The organism is Reella acinonychis (assembly GCF_052384575.1).
Lineage (GTDB): Bacteria > Pseudomonadota > Gammaproteobacteria > Enterobacterales > Pasteurellaceae > JBQSUQ01.
The window spans coordinates 60,816-79,092 of sequence record NZ_JBQSUQ010000012.1; the positions used below are offsets into that span (position 1 = coordinate 60,816).

The 18,277-nt window shown below is 37.6% G+C and carries 19 protein-coding genes; 13 read left to right on the top strand and 6 right to left on the bottom strand.

What is annotated here, in order from left to right:
* Positions 1-27: 27 nt before the first annotated feature.
* The 4 genes from ACT2CV_RS06145 to kdsA are packed head-to-tail and all read left to right on the top strand — an operon-like array spanning position 28 to position 3,163.
* Positions 28-579 (top strand): RDD family protein, encoded by a 552-nt coding sequence (locus ACT2CV_RS06145; protein WP_464972250.1) that lies wholly within the window; start codon positions 28-30, stop codon positions 577-579.
* On the top strand, positions 576-1,460 hold the full coding sequence (gene prmC, locus ACT2CV_RS06150) for a peptide chain release factor N(5)-glutamine methyltransferase (protein WP_464972251.1): 885 nt from the start codon (positions 576-578) through the stop codon (positions 1,458-1,460). Before ACT2CV_RS06145 ends, prmC begins: the two co-directional genes overlap by 4 nt.
* Positions 1,457-2,275: a SirB1 family protein gene (locus tag ACT2CV_RS06155; RefSeq protein WP_464972252.1), complete on the top strand. Its 819-nt coding sequence runs from the start codon at positions 1,457-1,459 to the stop codon at positions 2,273-2,275. The genes prmC and ACT2CV_RS06155 overlap by 4 nt, the downstream gene beginning before the upstream one ends.
* Positions 2,276-2,311: 36 nt before the next feature.
* On the top strand, positions 2,312-3,163 hold the full coding sequence (gene kdsA, locus ACT2CV_RS06160) for a 3-deoxy-8-phosphooctulonate synthase (protein WP_464972253.1): 852 nt from the start codon (positions 2,312-2,314) through the stop codon (positions 3,161-3,163).
* A gap of 206 nt (positions 3,164-3,369) precedes the next feature.
* On the opposite strand, the gene sfsA is transcribed toward kdsA, so the two are convergent.
* Positions 3,370-4,086 (bottom strand): DNA/RNA nuclease SfsA, encoded by a 717-nt coding sequence (gene sfsA / locus ACT2CV_RS06165; RefSeq protein ID WP_464972254.1) that lies wholly within the window; start codon positions 4,084-4,086, stop codon positions 3,370-3,372.
* A gap of 85 nt (positions 4,087-4,171) precedes the next feature.
* Here sfsA and ACT2CV_RS06170 point away from each other — a divergent pair, with 85 nt between their 5' ends.
* A complete protein-coding gene (locus ACT2CV_RS06170) occupies positions 4,172-4,444 on the top strand; it encodes a YcgL domain-containing protein (protein ID WP_464972255.1) in 273 nt (90 codons plus the stop codon).
* A gap of 29 nt (positions 4,445-4,473) precedes the next feature.
* Here the strand turns inward: ACT2CV_RS06170 and ACT2CV_RS06175 are convergent, their stop codons facing one another.
* The 4 genes from ACT2CV_RS06175 to ACT2CV_RS06190 form a co-directional block, all read right to left on the bottom strand.
* Positions 4,474-5,685: an aromatic amino acid transporter gene (locus ACT2CV_RS06175; protein WP_464972256.1), complete on the bottom strand. Its 1,212-nt coding sequence runs from the start codon at positions 5,683-5,685 to the stop codon at positions 4,474-4,476.
* 242 nt (positions 5,686-5,927) lie between these two features.
* Positions 5,928-6,605 (bottom strand): 3-keto-L-gulonate-6-phosphate decarboxylase UlaD, encoded by a 678-nt coding sequence (locus tag ACT2CV_RS06180; RefSeq protein WP_464972257.1) that lies wholly within the window; start codon positions 6,603-6,605, stop codon positions 5,928-5,930.
* A 56-nt stretch (positions 6,606-6,661) separates the two neighbouring features.
* A complete protein-coding gene (locus tag ACT2CV_RS06185) occupies positions 6,662-7,132 on the bottom strand; it encodes a PTS sugar transporter subunit IIA (protein ID WP_464972258.1) in 471 nt (156 codons plus the stop codon).
* 61 nt (positions 7,133-7,193) lie between these two features.
* Positions 7,194-8,987 (bottom strand): PTS ascorbate-specific subunit IIBC, encoded by a 1,794-nt coding sequence (locus tag ACT2CV_RS06190; protein WP_464972259.1) that lies wholly within the window; start codon positions 8,985-8,987, stop codon positions 7,194-7,196.
* A gap of 371 nt (positions 8,988-9,358) precedes the next feature.
* Here ACT2CV_RS06190 and ulaG point away from each other — a divergent pair, with 371 nt between their 5' ends.
* The gene (gene ulaG, locus ACT2CV_RS06195; RefSeq protein WP_464972260.1) at positions 9,359-10,450 is read left to right on the top strand and encodes an L-ascorbate 6-phosphate lactonase; all 1,092 of its coding nucleotides are present in this window, start codon (positions 9,359-9,361) and stop codon (positions 10,448-10,450) included.
* 106 nt (positions 10,451-10,556) lie between these two features.
* A complete protein-coding gene (gene ulaR, locus ACT2CV_RS06200) occupies positions 10,557-11,306 on the top strand; it encodes an HTH-type transcriptional regulator UlaR (protein ID WP_464972261.1) in 750 nt (249 codons plus the stop codon).
* Between the two features lie 32 nt (positions 11,307-11,338).
* Here the strand turns inward: ulaR and ACT2CV_RS06205 are convergent, their stop codons facing one another.
* Complete coding sequence (locus tag ACT2CV_RS06205; RefSeq protein WP_464972262.1) at positions 11,339-12,124, bottom strand: IclR family transcriptional regulator; 786 nt, start codon at positions 12,122-12,124, stop codon at positions 11,339-11,341.
* Positions 12,125-12,336: 212 nt separating this feature from the next.
* Between ACT2CV_RS06205 and yiaK the strand changes: the two genes are divergently transcribed.
* The 6 genes from yiaK (at position 12,337) to ACT2CV_RS06235 (ending at position 18,265) form a co-directional block, all read left to right on the top strand.
* Positions 12,337-13,335: a 3-dehydro-L-gulonate 2-dehydrogenase gene (yiaK, locus tag ACT2CV_RS06210; RefSeq protein WP_464972263.1), complete on the top strand. Its 999-nt coding sequence runs from the start codon at positions 12,337-12,339 to the stop codon at positions 13,333-13,335.
* A gap of 11 nt (positions 13,336-13,346) precedes the next feature.
* Positions 13,347-13,811: a NanQ anomerase/TabA/YiaL family protein gene (locus tag ACT2CV_RS06215; RefSeq protein WP_464972264.1), complete on the top strand. Its 465-nt coding sequence runs from the start codon at positions 13,347-13,349 to the stop codon at positions 13,809-13,811.
* Between the two features lie 8 nt (positions 13,812-13,819).
* Positions 13,820-14,302 (top strand): TRAP transporter small permease subunit, encoded by a 483-nt coding sequence (locus tag ACT2CV_RS06220; protein WP_464972265.1) that lies wholly within the window; start codon positions 13,820-13,822, stop codon positions 14,300-14,302.
* Positions 14,299-15,579, top strand: coding sequence for a TRAP transporter large permease subunit (locus ACT2CV_RS06225; RefSeq protein ID WP_464972266.1), 1,281 nt, complete (start codon positions 14,299-14,301; stop codon positions 15,577-15,579). The genes ACT2CV_RS06220 and ACT2CV_RS06225 overlap by 4 nt, the downstream gene beginning before the upstream one ends.
* 17 nt (positions 15,580-15,596) lie before the next feature.
* The gene (locus tag ACT2CV_RS06230; protein WP_464972267.1) at positions 15,597-16,580 is read left to right on the top strand and encodes a TRAP transporter substrate-binding protein; all 984 of its coding nucleotides are present in this window, start codon (positions 15,597-15,599) and stop codon (positions 16,578-16,580) included.
* Positions 16,581-16,807: 227 nt separating this feature from the next.
* On the top strand, positions 16,808-18,265 hold the full coding sequence (locus ACT2CV_RS06235; RefSeq protein ID WP_464972268.1) for an FGGY-family carbohydrate kinase: 1,458 nt from the start codon (positions 16,808-16,810) through the stop codon (positions 18,263-18,265).
* The last annotated feature ends 12 nt before the right edge of the window (positions 18,266-18,277 follow it).

Consider the following 18,277-nt stretch of genomic DNA (forward strand, 5'->3'; position numbering starts at 1 on the left):
TTCCTGTCCTTTTGGTTAATAAAGGATATGGCAGCAATGCTGGTAGAAAATCCCAAAACAAGAAAGAAACAATCTAAGAATACCATTGAATTTAATAGTAATATTCATAGGCTAAAACAGGATGATGTTGCACCACAAGTGAGATATCGAACAGCCACTTTTTTTGAACGTTTATCAGCGGTGTTACTCAATCTTTTCTTTTTATTTCTATTTGTTCATCTTTTTAAGATCTTTATCCCTATTGCGCGAGCAGGATTTATCGCCTTTCTGTGTTATGTGTTATTTCAATTAATTTTGATGAAAATATGGGGACAAACTTTAGGTAAAAAAATGATGAAAATTCATGTGAGTCTCCGAAATTCAGAGGATAAATTGTCCTTTGGTAATTATATTTGGCGAGAAATCAAAGCTTTTTATCTGTTGGTTGCCTATCTCACCTCCGCCCTTTTCTATATGGTGTTATTTTTCAAGTTTATTTTTAAATTGATTGATTTATTACGTGGTAGAGAAAGTGTGGATTTAAGTGCATATCTGGATACGGATGATGTGATTGTTTTAAAAGAGATTAAAATTAAATGAACTATCAACAATGGCTCGCTCATGCCAAACAATTTTTATTAGAAAATCTGAAAAATGATCCTTATTTGAATGCGAAATTGGATGCCACTTTGTTATTGCAATTTGTGACTAAAAAATCTCAATCTCAGATTATGGCTTTTGCTGAAACAGTGTTGGAAGAAAAAACGTTGCAAAATTTGACCGCACTTTTACAACGTCGCAGCCAAGGCGAGCCGATGGCATATATTTTAGGTGAGACGGAATTTTGGTCATTAAATTTAAAAGTGTCTCCTGATACGCTAATTCCTCGTCCTGATACAGAAATACTTGTGGAGCAGGCTTTAGGTGTAATAAAACTTCGTCAAAATTCACCGCACTTTGATGGTGAAATCAAATTGTTAGATCTGGGGACGGGAACTGGTGCTATTGCTTTAGCCATTGCGGCTGAGATGAAAAAGTGCGGTGTAAAATGTAAGATTTTTGGTGTGGATTTGATTGCTGGTGCTGTTGAATTGGCTAAACAAAATGCACAACGAAATCAATTAGATGAAGTGACCTTTTTGCAAAGTTCATGGTTTGAGAATGTGAAGGGAAAATTTGATGTCATCGTCAGTAATCCGCCTTATATTGCCCCGCAAGATAGCCATTTACAACAAGGCGATGTGCGTTTTGAACCATTAAGCGCTTTGATTGCCGATGAGCAAGGCTATGCGGATTTGCGTCATATCATTGCGCAAGCACCTAATTATTTGAAACCTGAAGGTTGGTTATTACTTGAACATGGTTGGCAGCAAGGGGAAAAAGTGCGGTCCTTTTTTTCACAGAATTTATGGGAAAAGGTTGCAACAGCAAAAGATTATGGCGACAATGAGCGAGTAACTCTAGCAAAATTAGCAGTATGAAAGAATATAATAAACAAGCGCTATATATTGAATTAGAAGCCTTTTATTTGCTGACGGGCTTTGATGATGGAAAAGAATTAGGCAAGATTAGAAGGGCGATGGGGACTCTTGTTCGTCGTGCGCGTAAAGCCATTCCTGAAGATGATGATGTGAAAGTAAAAGTCCATAAATTATTGCAATTAATGTATGGTGACTGGGGATTTGGTTGCGATCCAGAAGGTTATTTTTACTCGCAAAATCTGTATTTAAACTATGTCTTGCGCGAGAAAAAAGGCATGCCAGTGAGTTTGGGTAGCATTTTATTATATTTAGCAGACAAATTAGATTTGCCTATTTTTCCTGTGATGTTCCCAACACAATTGATTTTGCGTGTTGATGTGGATAGTGAAACTGCATTTATCGATCCTTGGAATGGGCAATATATTTCACAAGAAAAATTGCAGAAATTATATGAAGGTGCTATGGGGTTTGGCGTTGAGTTGAGTACAGAGGAACTTGATATTGCGCCTTCAAGAGATTTAATTGAACGCTTTGCACAGGTCGCAAAAAATTGTTTAATTCGAGAGGAATTAAATTCGCAAGCATTTAAATATATTGAACGACGTTTAACCATGTCCAAATGGAGGGGGGAGCCAGATGATCCTTATGAACGTCGTGATCGTGGCTTGGTTTTAGCACAAATGGGTGCTTATCATGCTGCAATAGATGATTTGCAATATTTTGTGGATAAATGCCCAGAAGATCCCACCGCTTTTCTGTTGTTATCTCAGCTACCTGAGATGAAGAAAGAATTAGAGAAAGATTTGTTACATTAAACTATCGTGAGAACGATGATTAAAGAGGAAAAAACAATGAACAAAGTAATTAATATTGGAAATATTGCTGTTGCTAACGACAAGCCATTTGTATTGTTTGGTGGTATGAATGTGTTAGAAAGTCGTGATATGGCAATGGCCGTCTGTGAAAAATATGTCGAAGTGACGCAAAAATTGGGCGTACCTTATGTGTTCAAAGCCTCATTTGACAAAGCTAATCGTTCTTCGATCCATTCTTATCGTGGTCCAGGAATGGAACAAGGATTAAAAATTTTTCAAGAACTCAAAGACACTTTTGGAGTGAAAATTATTACCGATGTGCATGAAATCTATCAATGTCAGCCAGTGGCAGAAGTGGTTGATGTGATTCAATTACCTGCTTTTTTAGCACGTCAAACCGATTTAGTGGAAGCGATGGCGCGTACTGGTGCTGTGATTAACGTGAAAAAACCACAATTCTTAAGTCCGGGGCAAATGGGCAATATCGTTGAAAAAATTGAAGAATGTGGCAACGACAAAGTGATTTTATGTGATCGTGGTACGAACTTTGGTTATGATAACTTAATCGTTGATATGCTTGGTTTTAGCGTGATGAAGCAAGTGTCCAAAGGTTGTCCTGTGATTTTTGATGTCACCCATTCTTTACAATGCCGCGATCCGTTTGGTGCAGCTTCTGGTGGTCGTCGTGCTCAAGTGACAGAACTTGCGCGAGCGGGTATGGCTGTTGGTTTGGCTGGATTATTCCTTGAAGCTCATCCAGATCCAAATAACGCGAAATGTGATGGCCCATCAGCGTTACCACTTTCAGCGCTTGAAGGTTTTGTGAGCCAAATAAAAGCTGTAGATGATTTAGTGAAATCTTTTCCTGAATTAGATACTTCAAAATAAGCAAAGAGGGAAGATATTATCTTCCCTTTATTTTTAAGTGCGGTGCATTTTTTTCGTTTTTTATGCATAAAAAAATGCCGCTTGTTGTGGGGGAAAGCGGCATGAAATGTTGGAGTGATTATCTATTATTGTTTTGGAATGAGCTAATGATAGTTATTCTCAATAACAAAGTCAAGTAATAAATAAGAATTATTCTCAAATAATTTTTATTTTACCCAAGAAACCGCCTGCGTTAAGGAAAGTGCGGTGGGAATTCCGTTAGAAATTTCAAATTCTCCGGCATAAGCAAGGGCTTCTACGCCTTGTTTCACAGCCTCTTTTAATAAGCGATCGTACTCAGGATCAATGTATTCTGCGATTTTGAAGCAATCAAATCCATTATGTAATCCGGCAAAAAGCACGACAGCACGATGACCTTGCTTTTTCATCGCCAATAATTCACGCACGTGTTTTTGTCCTCTGGTTGTAACTGCATCAGGAAACATACCAATATTGTTTTTTACTAAGGTGATGGATTTTACTTCCACATAGCAATCAGGCAGACCATCACCTTTGAGTAAAAAATCAATTCGACTGTTTTCTTCGCCATATTTTACTTCTGGAAAAATGTGATCGTACATAGCCAGTTCTTTGATTTGTTTATTTTGCAGAGCTTCATAAACTAATTGGTTAGAACGGTGGGTGTTAATACAAACCAATTGACCATTCGCCAACTGTGTTAATTCCCACGAATGAGGATATTTGCGGGTTTCACTGCCTGAATCGGAATACCAAATTGTATCGCCTTTTTCACCACAGCCTGTCATTGCGCCAGTATTGGCACAATGAATCGTTAAGGTTTCGCCATTATTGAGTTCAATATCTGTTAAAAAGCGTTTATAGCGGCGAATAAGTTTTGCAGATTGCATTGCAGGCAGTTGCATGATTTTTCCTTGTTAAGCTAAAAAGTTGCTGTGCATTGTAATGATTTCTGTTATTCTCGCAAGCGTTTTAATTTGAGGTAAAGTTATGTTATGTGCAATTTATAAAAGTAAGAAAAAAGAGGGAATGTATTTGTACGTTGCCAAGCGAGATCAATTTGATATGGTGCCACAGGTTTTGCGCGAGCTTTTTGGGACGCCCATTTTTGTAATGCTGTTTAATTTGAAAGGTCAGAAAGCATTACGTCAAGCGGATAATGAAGAAGTTATGCAAAAAATTGAACAACAAGGTTTTTATTTGCAAATGCCTCAACAGGAAGAAAATCTGTTGGAACTTCATAAAAAAAGTGCGGTGAAATAAACCGCACTTTTTTGTTCTGAAAAGATAGATTATCCAGCTACTGTTGGTAAATAGCCTGCCTCAATTAAGAATGGAATAATCATAATAATAATGCCTAATAACAAACCAATAATCAGCGCAGCATTGCCTCCGACAACACGATATGGCAGATTTGGGTGTTGTTGACGTGCACGCCAAGCTAATCCTACCGGTAAAATTAATAGATAGAATGCACAAATTAAACCCGCATAACCTAAAGCGGCAATAAAGCCATTTGGATAGAATAACGCAAATGCCAATGGCGGCGTAAATGCGGCGATACTTAATGTTAAGCGGTTTGCAGGAAGATTAAAGCGTTTGAATAAATCGCCTAAACCTTCAAATACTCCCAACATAACACCTAGGAAAGAAGTAATGAGTGCTAAAGATGAGAAAATGCGTACTACTTCGCCTAATAGATTGCTACCAGTAATTTGACGTGTGGCATTCACTAATCCGTTTAAAGTTGGATCAGCTTTCAAAATGTTCATAAATTCATTTTGGCTTAGTACGCCATGAGTGGCTAGTTGCCACAATAAATAGGCACATAATGGAATAGCAGTACCAATAAATACGGCACGACGGAAGCGTTTTACATCACCATCTAAGTAACTATTAATGGTACCCATTACAATATGGAAACCATAAGAGGTGAAGAAAATTGGGGTTGCTGAAATAACGAAAGCGTAATCTAAGGGTAATGCCAATAGATTTTCAAATGCCACTTTCGGTAACATCATTAATAATACAAAGGCAAAAGCAATGAGTTTCCCCATAAATAGTAGGCGAGTAATGCCATCCACCCCTTTAGTGCCAACTACAACGAAGGTGCCTAATACCGCAGTAAATAAAATAATGGCGATTTTGGATGTGTTGTCGCCTAAATCTGGCAGTAAACCAGAAAGCAATGAACCACCTCCCGTAATATAGGCAGCAGAGAGTGCATATAACAACACTAATAAGCTAATGGTAGAAAGGGCGCGACCAAATAAGCCAAAATATTGTTCGGCTAAGGTGGCGACACCATCGTCTTTTTGTTTTGCTGTTTGATAAACTTCAACAAATAATAGTCCTGTATAGGCTAAAACAAGCCATAATCCCACTAAAAGTAATAAGGTAAAACCGAAGCCCATGCCGGCCGATGTGAGTGGCATTGCTAACATTCCCGCACCGATGGTTGTGCCAGCAATGATTAAAGCACTACCTAACGTTTTATTTTTCATTAAAGGCTCCTTAAGTATAAAATCGATAAAAAAAGAGTTACCATTTTAGCGATAAGTTTTGTAATTGTAATTAAAAAAGAGTGATTTTTTCTGATATTGAGGATAAAACTGAGGAAAATTTAAAATAATATACTAAACCGCGGTGTAATTTTTATAAATTTTAATTGAGACCTTAGTTTTGTATTTAATCGATAAAATAAAACGCTTAGCTTTAGCTAAGCGTTTGGTAAAAATTGGTCTGATTATGCCCAATATTTGTCGATTTCAGCACGAATTGCATTCGCTGTTGCTTTGCCTTTTTCGCCTACTAAAGCACGACCTGCGATAAAGACTTTCGCATTTTTGATTTCTTTGAATAAATGAATTTCTTCAGGAACGATACCGCCAGTAATTGACAGTTCTAAGCCAATCTCTTCAAGACGTTTCATTTTTTCAATATCTTCATCAGTCCAACCTTTGCCTGCTAATTCGGCATCGCGAGAACGGTGATAAATCGCTTGTTTAACGCCTAAATCAACCCATTCTTTCGCATCTTCAAAAGTCCAGTTACCATAAATTTCGATTTGAATTTCTTTTTTCACTTTTAAGTATGGGTTTGCTGCGTTGAAATCATCAGCTACTTTTTTACAAGCCGCTTTCGTTGCTGGATGTGCTGCTGCCGAAACTGTCAACCAGTCAGCGCCTGCGTCAAATGCCATTTTAGCTAAAATAGCACCGCCGTCAGTAGTTTTTAAATCGCAAACTAAAATATGATTTGGGTGTAAAGCACGTAATGTGCTCACTGCTTTCATACCTTCTGCGCAAGCTAAGATTGTGCCAACTTCAATAATTTCTACTACGCTTTCTGCTTGTTTCGCATCAGCGACGGCTTTTTCTAAACTTAAAGAATCAAGTGCAATTTGAAGTAAAGGTTTAGACATTTTATTTTTCCTTCTAAAATATTTTGTATAAAAGTGCGGTTAATTTTTGCTGAGTTTTATTGGTTTAATGCTGCATCAATCACTGCATAAACTTCTTCTGCTGTTTTGCAGCGACGAATTTTATCTAAATCAACACCAGTTTCACTGTCAGGATCATCAAGTACTTGTGTGATTTCCATTAAACCTTGCATATGTTGGTCAGAATCGCTACCTGCAAGTGTTAAGAAGACATCAACACCTTCGTCTTCACCTTCAAAATAAACCGGCTTTTCTAATGTTACCAACGCAAAGGCTGTGCGATTTACGCCATCTTCTGGGCGAGCATGCGGCATTGCTAAGCCTGGTGCAAGAATAATATAAGGTCCCATTTCATTAATGCATTGGATAATGCGATCATGATAACGTGTTTCAATAGCACCAGAAGCAACTAACATATCTGTACCAATTTTGATTGCTTCTTGCCAGTTATTGGCAGATTGATTTAATTTGATTGAGTTATTTTCAATCAGAGCTTGTTTTAAATTCATATATCGTCCTTTGGGAATAAAGAGGACCTATTATATAGGTCCTACATAATATTCATATCTTTTATTGTTGTTGATGTTTTTTAATGAGAGCGATGAGCTCGTCACCAAATGAGTTTGGATTTAACATATTTTGTACACCAAGTACTGATTTGCCTTCACCTACTTCAATTTCATCAGCAAGGTGGCGAGAAGATACGATGATATCAACTTCGTTTAATTTGCCTTTGTAATCAGTTACTGCGCAAGAATCCATCACATTTGGTACGCCATGTTTATCTAAGTAGCCTTTGATTTTCATTTTCATCATCATTGATGAACCTTGACCTGAACCGCAAACTGCTAAGATACGGATTGGTTTTACATCAGCATTGGTATTAACCACAGTTTCAACTTTTACTTCTTTTTCAGCTGCTTGAGCAACTTCATCTAAGCCGTAACCATCTAATTGTTCAAGTGTTAAACCTTTTGCTGCAGCTTCTGCTTCTTCAGCACGTAATCTTTTTGACGCAGACGCCATATAAACTACTGCTAAAGCCACAATGATGAAGAAGAAACCTGGTACGCTGATGATACCTTGTAGGATCGGAGGGAAGAATAATGCCCAGTCTGCCATACCCATCCAGCCATTGAACACAGTACCTTGGCTTGCTAACATTTGGATAACCCAAGCAGAACCTAATACTTCAACCATACCCATAATAAAACAGATTTTCATCACAGCTTTCCAACCACCAAATTGGTTTGCAAATACACCAATGGTTGCGTTAGAGAAGAACATTGGGATAAAGCCTGGGATGATGAGGATTGGTGAGCTAAAGCCAAGTAATAAACCTACTGCAACGAACTGACCGATTGCACCCCACATAAAACCGAATACCATTGCATTTGGAGAGAAGGCGTAAATCGCCGCACAGTCAATCGCTAATACAGAGTTTGGAATTAAGCGTTCAGAAATACCTTTGAATGCTTCTGAAAGTTCAGCAACGAACATACGTACACCCGTTACGATGATTTGAATTGCTACCGCAAATTTCAAGCCCATTTCTAAGATGTACATAAACCAATGGGTTTTGCCCGCCATAGTTTGTAAGTTGTCAAAGCCGAATGAGAGTAAGATGATACCAAAGAAGATGGTCATTACTAACGCAGTTGCAGAAATACTGTCGTGGAAAATATGTAACCATTTTGGTAATTTCATATTATCTACGCTGTCATTTTTATCACCAAGTTTTGGTGCTAATTTAACAGCAATCCAAGAAGCGATTTGTTGTTGGTGACCAATAGAGAAACCTGCACCACCAGTTACTGCTTGCGTTGGTTTGTACATAATATTAGAAGAAATACCCCAATATAATGCCATTAATACAGAGGTATAAATAATCGTTTCCCACATTGACGCGCCGATAATCATATAGAATACTGCAACAAGACCGGCTTGTTGGAACATAATATGACCAGTAAGCATAATGGTACGGATACCAGTAAAGCGTCTAAATACCACTAATAAGATGTTTAAGAATAGCGCGCCGATGACTGCATAACCCACCCAAGCATAGTTATCTGCCATGGTTTGAATTGTCGCTTGCATACTGGTGTATGGATCGATTACCGCACCTGTAAGGTTGTGGAATTTAGATAAACCTTCAATAACAGGTTTAAAGTTAGAAACAAGGAAACCAGAACCCGCTTGTACAATCATAAAACCAACAATAGTTTTGATGGTTCCTTTCACAACAGTTGTGGTGTCTTTTTTCAAAAGAATATAGCCTAAGCAGGCTACAATACCTAGTAAGAATGGTGCTTTATTCAATACCTGATCTTTTAGAAAGAGCAGAAAATCGGTTAGCATTTCCATAAGATTACCTCTTATTATGTGTTGATATATTAATAATAACTGATGGCACTTATTTACTTGCCATAAAATCATTTTCCAGAAATGGAAGATTGCGGAATGAATAATATCAATTTATAAAGATTAAAAAAGATTTAATTTGATTATTTGTGAGCGATGTCACATTTTATTTTATCATATTTGAAAAAATATTGATTTTTCCACCGCACTTTTGAAGAAAGCTTTATCTATTGATGATCTCATATAAAAGAAAGAAAAACATAAAAAATTAGATCAAGATCACAAAATTCATTTTTTTATGTTGAGTTATTATTTTTGATTATATATGATTGCTTTTGATTATTTCATTCCATTTTATATTTTAGGAGTTAGCGATGAGCAAAATTAGTGAAATTACTCGTGAAAGTTGGATCCTTTCTACTTTTCCAGAGTGGGGCACATGGTTAAATGAAGAAATTGAAAACGAAGTCGTGCCAGAAGGCAACTTCGCAATGTGGTGGCTAGGCTGTGTGGGCGTGTGGATTAAAACTCCTGCTGGTGCAAATATCTGTATGGATTTATGGTGTGGTCGCGGTAAATCCACTAAAAAAGTGAAAGACATGGTGCGTGGTCACCAAATGGCAAATATGGCGGGTGTACGTAAATTACAACCAAACTTACGTGCACAACCTATGGTGTTAGATCCATTTGCGATTAATGAAGTGGACTTCATTTTAGCTTCTCACTATCACAGTGATCATATTGATGTGAATGTGGCGGCGGCAATTGTCAATAATCCGAAATTGGATCATGTGAAATTTGTGGGTCCTTGGCATTGTGCTGAATTATGGAAAAAATGGGGCGTGCCTGAAGAGCGTATTATTGTGGTGAAACCAGGCGACGTAGTGAAATTAAAAGACGTTGAGATCCACGCATTAGATTCTTTTGACCGCACTTGTTTAGTGACATTACCAGTTGAAGGTGCAGAAGAACAAGGTGGTGAATTAGCAGGTCTTTGCCCATCAGATGAAGAAATGGGACGTAAAGCTGTAAACTATGTATTCAAAACACCAGGCGGTAATATTTATCATGGTGCAGACTCTCATTATTCAATTCAGTTTGCAAAACATGGTAAACAATTTGATATTGATGTTGCATTAAATAACTACGGCGAAAACCCTGTGGGTATTGCAGATAAAATGACATCAGTGGATTTATTAAGAATGGCTGAATGTTTACGTTGTAACGTGATTATTCCTGTACATCATGATATTTGGACAAACTTTATGGCAAGTACGCAAGAAATCATTGATTTATGGCGTATGCGTAAAGACCGCTTACAATACAAATTCCATCCATTTATTTGGGAAGTGGGCGGCAAATATGTTTATCCACAGGACAAAGATTTAATTGAATATCATCACCCTCGTGGATTCGATGATTGCTTCGAACAAGAACCAAATATTCAATTTAAATCAATGCTGTAATTTAATGGGGGCGTATCTCATACGCCCTTCATTTTTCTATTTTAGGCATAGCTTATTTGTTCATTATTGATGGAATAATATCTCGTCAATTAAGGAATGATAAATAATGAACGAAAATTATCGTCACCGACAATTATTAACATTATTAGAAGAACGAACTGCACTTTCTACTCAGGACATTATTGAGTTGTTAGGTGTGTCGCCAGCAACAGCACGTCGTGATATTACCAAATTGAGTGAGCAGGGCAGATTGAAAAAAGTGCGTAATGGTGCAGAAAAAATCTCATCAAAAATACACCGCACTTTAACGAATACACCAACAACGAATGCGGAAGAAAAACAACGTATCGCAGAAGCTGCCGCAAAACTTTGTGTTGGAGGAGAAAGTGTTATTTTGACCTGTGGTAGCACTATGAAAATGCTTGGTAGTTGCCTTTGTGGTCGTGATGTGCAAATTATTACACATTTTCTTCCTCTTGCTAATTATTTAATTGAAAATGATCATGATGATGTTGTGATCATTGGTGGGCAATATCATAAAAATCAAGCAGTTACTTTGTCTATCAGTAGCGATGCGGAGTCGATGTATGCGGCAAATATTATGTTTACCAGTGGCAGAGGCATTACGGCAGAGGGGTTGTATAAAACCGATATGTTGATTGCGAATTCGGAACAAAGAATGTTATCGAAAGTCGGTAAATTGGTTGTATTGCTTGATAGCTCAAAGTTAGGTAAGCAAATGGGGATGTTATTCAGTGACATTCAGCATATTGATATGCTTGTGACTGGAAGAGAAGCCGATCCCGAAATTATTCAACAATTGAAACAAAAAGGCTTAGATGTGATTTTGGCATAAAGGGACAGAGGTCCCTTTATATTTGCGTCATATTAGCCTAAATACCCTAATTCCTTTGAAATATCCTGCGCAGTTTGTTTAATTTCGTCTAAGAAGAAATGAATACCATATTGTTTTAGTTTATAAATGGACATAGAAACGGACACTGCATAATCCACATTATGTAAGTAATCGAACACTGGTGCAGCGATACACACGACACCAAGCTCATTTTCTTCTCTATCCATTGCGAACTGTTCTTGGCGAATTTCGAGTAATTCTTTTTCCATCATATCCATTTGCGTCACCGTATTGGCGGTCAATGGGGCAATAATTTCGCGGTGTGAATGCCAATATTTACTTAAATAATGGCGTTCCTTTTCATAAGCCAGATAGAGTTTGCCCATCGCTGAGCAATAGAGATGTAAATGCTGCCCAATATAAGCTCTCGTTTTCATAATGCCTGTGGTGGGCTCAAGCTTATAAATCATAATGGCGTGATCTTGTTCTCGTTTTGAGAAATTAACAGTTTCGCCTAAAGTGAGATTGAGTTTTTCCAAATAGGGTGCTGCCACATTGATAATGTTAAGAGAAGATAGGGTTTTCTGACCTAAACCAAGACATTTTGTTGTTAAACGATAGCTTCCTGCTGTGCTAGCGGGTTGAACAAAGCCTTCATTTTGTAACCCTTGTAGTAAACGATGTGCAGTACTTTTATTTAAGCCTGAGATTTCAGATATTTGTGCTAATGGGCAACCGTTGGGAAAATTACTGAGTAACTCAATTAAACGTAATCCTCTGATTAAACTCTGGTTTCCATTGCATTTTTCTTCAGACATGGTACTTCTCCCTCGTATTTTTTATATATTGTTGTAGGGTTCCATAATATGAAATGATTTGATTTATTTTTGTGATCTAGTTCACAAAATTGAAAAATAAATAATAATTGTATGATTTTAAAGGTTTTTTATTTTAGGGCTACAATTGACTTTAAACCTAACTAAGCGTAATTTATGAAACGAAATTTTACAATCTGAAATCGAGGTTTTTTATGAGAGTTTCTTATGCTGATTTAAAAGCAGAATTTAAACGTGTTTTACTTGCTCGTAACGTAAGAGAAGATATTGCTGAAGATTGCGCAACCTTGTTTGCGGATACCACTCAGGCAGGGGCGTATTCACATGGTGTGAATCGTTTTCCTCGTTTTATTCAACAATTAGAAAAAGGCGATGTAGTGCCTGAAGCTGAGCCAACAAAAGTTCTTTCTTTAGGGGCTATTGAACAATGGGATGCTCACCAAGCAATTGGTAACTTAACTGCACAAAAAATGATGGATCGCGCAATGGAAATCGCGGATCAATTTGGTATTGGTGTAGTAGCACTTAAAAATGCAAACCATTGGATGCGTGGTGGTGGTTACGGTTGGCAAGCTGCTGAAAAAGGCTATATCGGGATTTGTTGGACTAACGCATTAGCGGTTATGCCACCTTGGGGCGCAAAAGAATGTCGCATTGGTACTAACCCATTAATTATTGCGGTACCAAGTAACCCAATCACAATGGTTGATATGTCTTGCTCTATGTATTCTTATGGTATGTTAGAAGTCAATCGTTTAGCGGGGCGTCAAACTGTGGTTGATGCAGGCTTTGATGATGATGGTAACCTAACACGTGATCCTGCAACAGTAGAACGTAACCGTCGCTTATTACCGATGGGATTCTGGAAAGGTTCTGGTTTATCAATCGTATTAGATATGATCGCAACTTTACTTTCTAACGGCTTATCTACTGCAGCAGTAACAGAAGATAAAGATGATGAATACTGTGTTTCTCAAGTGTTTATTGCTATCGAAGTGGATCGTTTAATTGATGGCAAAACTAAAGATGAGAAATTACAACGCATTATGGATTATGTGAAAACAGCTGAGCGTGCAGATCCTAATGTGGAAGTACGTTTACCTGGTCATGAGTTCACCACAATTTTAGCTGACAACAAAGCCAATGGTATCCCAGTTGATGAAACCGTTTGGGCGAAATTAAAATCCTTATAATCGGAGTTATTATGTTTTTTGGTCATATTTCTAATGTGGATTTAAAAGTTTATCCAGCTGCAATTCAAACAGCGTTGAAATATTTGCAAGATACGGATTTTGATAACCTGCCTGCAGGCCGTTATTCGATTAAAGATAATCTGATTTATGTGCAAGTATTAGATTTGGAAACCAAACCAAAATCTGAAAACTTGCCAGAAATCCACCGCGCTTATCTTGATGTGCAATATCTTCACTCAGGCAAAGAGCGTATGGGATTTGCACCTGATTTGGGTAATAACCAGGTTGCCATTGAATATGATCCAGAACGTGATATTCAGTTCTATCAAGATGCTGAAGGCGAAAATGAACTTATTATGAAAGAAGGCAGTTTTGCTGTCTTCTTCCCACATGATGTGCATCGCCCAGCTTGCATTGATGGTGAAGTATCTAAAATTCGCAAAGTTGTTGTAAAAATTGCAATGAGCGAGATTTGAGGTTGAAAATGAAATCTTTAGCAACATTTGTAGGCAAGATATTAGAAGGATTGGTGGTTGCCATATTAGCCGCTATGTCTTGCTTGGTTTTCTTAAACGTTGTTTTACGCTATGGCTTTAATAGCAGTATTAATGTCACTGAAGAAGTGTCTCGTTATCTTTTTGTTTGGTTAGCTTTTTTAGGTGCAATCCTTGCATTTAGAGATAATCAACATGTGAGTGTAGGCATTTTAACAAGCAAATTATCGGCAACGAAACGTCATTTATTAAGCTTGGTAACAGATAGTGCAATGCTATTTTGTTGTTATTTAATTGTGACGGGGAGCTGGATTCAATTTCAGTTAAACCTTAATAATTTAGCGCCAATTTCTGGTTTACCGCAAGGGATTACCTTTTTTGCAAGTGTTGTTGCAGGGGGATTAATTGGCATCTTAATTTTAGTTAGACTTGTAACTACGGTTGGCTTGTTAGTGAAAGGAGATAACCAATGACAGTTGTGATTTTCCTCTCTGTATTATTAGGGGCGATCATTCTTGGTATCCCTGTTGCATTTGCGCTATTAGTTTGTGGCGTAGCATTAATGCTTCATTTAGATTTATTTGATGCGCAAATTTTAGCGCAACAATTAGTGAGTGGTGCAGATAGCTTTTCTTTAATGGCGATTCCATTCTTTATTCTTGCTGGCGAAATCATGAATGAAGGCGGATTGTCTAAGCGTATTATTGATTTACCAATGAAACTGGTTGGTCATAAACGTGGTGGATTAGGCTTTGTTGCGATTTTAGCTGCAATGATTATGGCGAGCTTATCGGGTTCTGCTGTTGCAGATACAGCAGCGGTTGCTGCAATGTTATTGCCAATGATGAAAACAACAGGTTATCCAATTGATCGTTCTGCTGGCTTGATTGGTACTGCGGGTATTATCGCACCAATTATTCCACCTTCTATTCCATTTATTGTATTTGGTGTAGCAAGTGGTGTATCAATCACTAAACTCTTTTTAGCCGGTATTTTCCCTGGTGTCTTAATGGGATTCTGTTTAGCTGGACTTTGGTGGTGGCAAGCAAAACGTTTAGATTTAATGACTTTCTCTAAAGCATCTAAAGAAGAACTTTGCATCTCATTTAAAAACAGTATCTGGGCGCTATTATTACCTGTGATTATTATTGGTGGTTTCCGTACAGGGATTTTCACCCCAACAGAAGCGGGTGCTGTGGCAACCTTCTATGCTCTTGTTGTTTCACTCTTTGTTTATCGTGAACTTAAGTTCAAAGATTTATATAAAGTGATTTTAGCAGCGGGTAAAACAACAGCGGTAGTTATGTTCTTAGTGGCTGCAGCAAATGTGACTGGCTGGTTAATCACTATCGCTGAATTACCACAAATGATGACAGAATTGCTTGGCCCATTAATTGATTCGCCAACCTTACTACTGATTGTCATTATGTTCGTTGTTTTTGTCATTGGTATGGTAATGGATTTAACCCCAACGGTATTAATCTTAACACCTGTATTAATGCCATTGGTTGAAGAAGCGGGTATTGACCCAGTGTATTTTGGCGTACTCTTTATTTTAAACACCTCTATTGGTTTGATTACACCACCAGTCGGTAATGTATTAAACGTTATAACAGGGGTATCAAAATTACCATTTGACCAAGCAGCAAGAGGTATTCTGCCTTATATGCTGATGATGGTCGTGTTATTGTTTACCTTTATTTTTGTTCCATCATTAATTTTAACCCCACTTTCGTGGATGCAACCTTAATCTATTAGGAGATTATTATGAAATTATTTAATCTTAAAACTTTAGCAGCTTTTGTTGCAGGTATGGCTGTATTATCAACAGCGAATGCTGAAGTGAAATTACGCTTTGGTTATGAAGCACCTCGCAGCGATACCCAACATGCAGCGGCGAAAAAATTTGATGAGTTGTTAAAAGAAAAAGCGAAAGGCGAAATCAAATTAAGCCTTTTCCCTGATAGCACATTAGGTAATGCACAAACCATGATTAGCGCAGTTCGTGGTGGTACACTTGATATCGAAATGTCAGGATCTCCAAATTTCTCTGGTTTAGAGCCAAAATTAAATGTAATTGATATTCCATTTATTTTCAAAGATCGTGAGCATGCTTACAAAGTATTAGATGGTGAAATTGGTCAAGGCTTATTAAAAGATTTAGAAGCACAAGGCTTAAAAGGTTTAGCTTTCTGGGAAGTAGGTTTCCGTTCATTCACAAACTCTAAACACCCAGTTAAAACACCTGATGATATCAAAGGCTTAAAAGTACGTACTAACCAAAACCCAATGTACATTCAAGCATTTAGCTTATTAGGTGCAAACCCAGTGCCAATGCCATTAGGTGAGCTGTACACTGCGTTAGAAACTAAAGCTGTTGATGCGCAAGAGCATCCAGTAGGTATTTTCTGGTCAGCGAAATTGTATGAAGTACAAAAACACCTTAGCTTAACTAACCATGGTTATACTCCATTAATTGTTGTGATGAACAAAGCAAAATTTGATGGTTTAAGTCCTGAATTACAACAAGCAGTGGTGGAATCAGCTCAAGAAGCGGGTAAATTCCAACGTGAGCTTAATTTAAAAAATGAAAAAGGTATTTTCGAAAAATTACAAAAAGCGGGCATTGAAATCGTTGAAAAAGTAGATACACAACCATTCAAAGCGATTATCGAAAAAGATGTGCGTAAAGCCTTCATCGAGAAAAATGGCGATGGTTTAGTAAAACAAATTGATGCATTAGCTCAATAATTGATAAGCGGTTAAATTTGATAAAACTTGGTCAAATTTAACCGCACTTTTTTACTTTCCTCGTTGTCGAAATGATGACATGCCCAGCGATAACCTATTATTTTTTTACCCGGACGCTTTATTCTAGGCAAAACAACTTCAAATTGTACGTTTGGCAACGATCAAAAAACATGATTTATTACGGCATCGAATAGCCTTTATCGTTTAACTTTTCAATAGGAAAAATTATGAACTATTACCTTGGTATTGATTGTGGTGGTACGTTTATCAAAGCTGCACTATTTGACACCGCGGGCAATATGCTTGCCAGCACAAGAGAGAACGTGATGTTAATTAGTGATATTGCAGGCTATGCGGAACGTGATATGCCGCAGCTATGGTCAGCTTGTGCAGATGTAATTAAAAAGACAATTGAAAAAAGTGGCGTAAATTCCACCGCAGTTAAGGCTGTGGGAATCTCGGCACAAGGTAAAGGAGCATTCCTATTGGATAAAAATCGCCAGCCTTTAGGGAGAGCGATTTTATCTTCAGATCAGCGTTCTATTGAAATTGTAAAACAATGGCAGCAACAGGGTATTCCTGAAAAATTATATCCTATCACTCGTCAAACCTTATGGACAGGTCATCCTGTTTCGATTTTACGTTGGATAAAAGAGAATGAGCCTGAACGCTATGCAAAAATTGGTTCAGTACTGATGTCTCACGACTATTTACGTTTTTGCTTAACTGGTGAATTGCATTGCGAAGAAACCAATATTTCAGAATCGAATCTTTATAATATGGCAGAGGGACGCTACGATCCTGAGTTAGCTGAATTGTTAGGCTTATCTGAAATAATGGACAAATTGCCACCGGTGATTGCTGCTAATCAAGTGGCTGGTTATGTCACTGAACAGGCGGCCGCACAAACAGGATTAGCTGTAGGTACTGCAGTTGTAGGCGGATTATTTGACGTAGTTTCCACCGCACTTTGTGCAGGATTAGATGATGAAACCAAATTAAACGCGGTATTGGGTACTTGGTCTGTGGTGAGTGGCATTACCTCACATATTGATAGTACACAAACATTGCCATTTGTTTATGGTCGTTATGCAGAAGAAAATAAATTTATTGTTCATGAAGCCAGCCCAACTTCTGCGGGGAATTTAGAATGGTTCGTGCAGCAATGGGGTGATTTAAGCTACGATGAAATCAATCAAGGCATAGCTGAACTACCACCAGCTGCAAGTTCAGTTTTATTTGTGCCTTTCTTATATGGTTCAAATGCAGGATTAGGTATGCAAGCGGGCTTTTATGGTATGCAAGCTTATCATACAAAAATGCATCTATTGCAAGCGATTTATGAAGGCGTGCTATTTAGTTTAATGCACCATTTAAATCGCATGTTAAAACGTTTTCCGAATACGCAAGTCTTACGAGTAACTGGTGGTCCAGCTAAATCTAAAGTATGGATGCAAATGTTAGCGGATTTAACTGGAATGAAATTAGAAATTCCAGCTGTAGAGGAAACGGGTTGTTTAGGTGCAGCCTTAATGGCAATGCAAGGTACTGGTATGAATTTAAGTGACATGGCAATTTTAAGTGGTAAAATGCAACAAATTTTACCTAATCCAGAAAATTTTGATGCTTATCAGCAAAAATATCAACGCTATCAATGCTTAGTTGAAGCATTAAAAACAGTATAAAAATAGGAGTGG

What these genes read in the sequence shown, in the direction of transcription:
- ACT2CV_RS06145 (WP_464972250.1), top strand. Translation starts at nt 28, where the DNA reads ATGGCAGCAATGCTGGTAGAAAATCCCAAAACAAGAAAGAAACAATCT.
- prmC (WP_464972251.1), top strand. Translation starts at nt 576, where the DNA reads ATGAACTATCAACAATGGCTCGCTCATGCCAAACAATTTTTATTAGAA.
- ACT2CV_RS06155 (WP_464972252.1), top strand. Translation starts at nt 1,457, where the DNA reads ATGAAAGAATATAATAAACAAGCGCTATATATTGAATTAGAAGCCTTT.
- kdsA (WP_464972253.1), top strand. Translation starts at nt 2,312, where the DNA reads ATGAACAAAGTAATTAATATTGGAAATATTGCTGTTGCTAACGACAAG.
- sfsA (WP_464972254.1), bottom strand. Translation starts at nt 4,086, where the DNA reads ATGCAACTGCCTGCAATGCAATCTGCAAAACTTATTCGCCGCTATAAA.
- ACT2CV_RS06170 (WP_464972255.1), top strand. Translation starts at nt 4,172, where the DNA reads ATGTTATGTGCAATTTATAAAAGTAAGAAAAAAGAGGGAATGTATTTG.
- ACT2CV_RS06175 (WP_464972256.1), bottom strand. Translation starts at nt 5,685, where the DNA reads ATGAAAAATAAAACGTTAGGTAGTGCTTTAATCATTGCTGGCACAACC.
- ACT2CV_RS06180 (WP_464972257.1), bottom strand. Translation starts at nt 6,605, where the DNA reads ATGTCTAAACCTTTACTTCAAATTGCACTTGATTCTTTAAGTTTAGAA.
- ACT2CV_RS06185 (WP_464972258.1), bottom strand. Translation starts at nt 7,132, where the DNA reads ATGAATTTAAAACAAGCTCTGATTGAAAATAACTCAATCAAATTAAAT.
- ACT2CV_RS06190 (WP_464972259.1), bottom strand. Translation starts at nt 8,987, where the DNA reads ATGGAAATGCTAACCGATTTTCTGCTCTTTCTAAAAGATCAGGTATTG.
- ulaG (WP_464972260.1), top strand. Translation starts at nt 9,359, where the DNA reads ATGAGCAAAATTAGTGAAATTACTCGTGAAAGTTGGATCCTTTCTACT.
- ulaR (WP_464972261.1), top strand. Translation starts at nt 10,557, where the DNA reads ATGAACGAAAATTATCGTCACCGACAATTATTAACATTATTAGAAGAA.
- ACT2CV_RS06205 (WP_464972262.1), bottom strand. Translation starts at nt 12,124, where the DNA reads ATGTCTGAAGAAAAATGCAATGGAAACCAGAGTTTAATCAGAGGATTA.
- yiaK (WP_464972263.1), top strand. Translation starts at nt 12,337, where the DNA reads ATGAGAGTTTCTTATGCTGATTTAAAAGCAGAATTTAAACGTGTTTTA.
- ACT2CV_RS06215 (WP_464972264.1), top strand. Translation starts at nt 13,347, where the DNA reads ATGTTTTTTGGTCATATTTCTAATGTGGATTTAAAAGTTTATCCAGCT.
- ACT2CV_RS06220 (WP_464972265.1), top strand. Translation starts at nt 13,820, where the DNA reads ATGAAATCTTTAGCAACATTTGTAGGCAAGATATTAGAAGGATTGGTG.
- ACT2CV_RS06225 (WP_464972266.1), top strand. Translation starts at nt 14,299, where the DNA reads ATGACAGTTGTGATTTTCCTCTCTGTATTATTAGGGGCGATCATTCTT.
- ACT2CV_RS06230 (WP_464972267.1), top strand. Translation starts at nt 15,597, where the DNA reads ATGAAATTATTTAATCTTAAAACTTTAGCAGCTTTTGTTGCAGGTATG.
- ACT2CV_RS06235 (WP_464972268.1), top strand. Translation starts at nt 16,808, where the DNA reads ATGAACTATTACCTTGGTATTGATTGTGGTGGTACGTTTATCAAAGCT.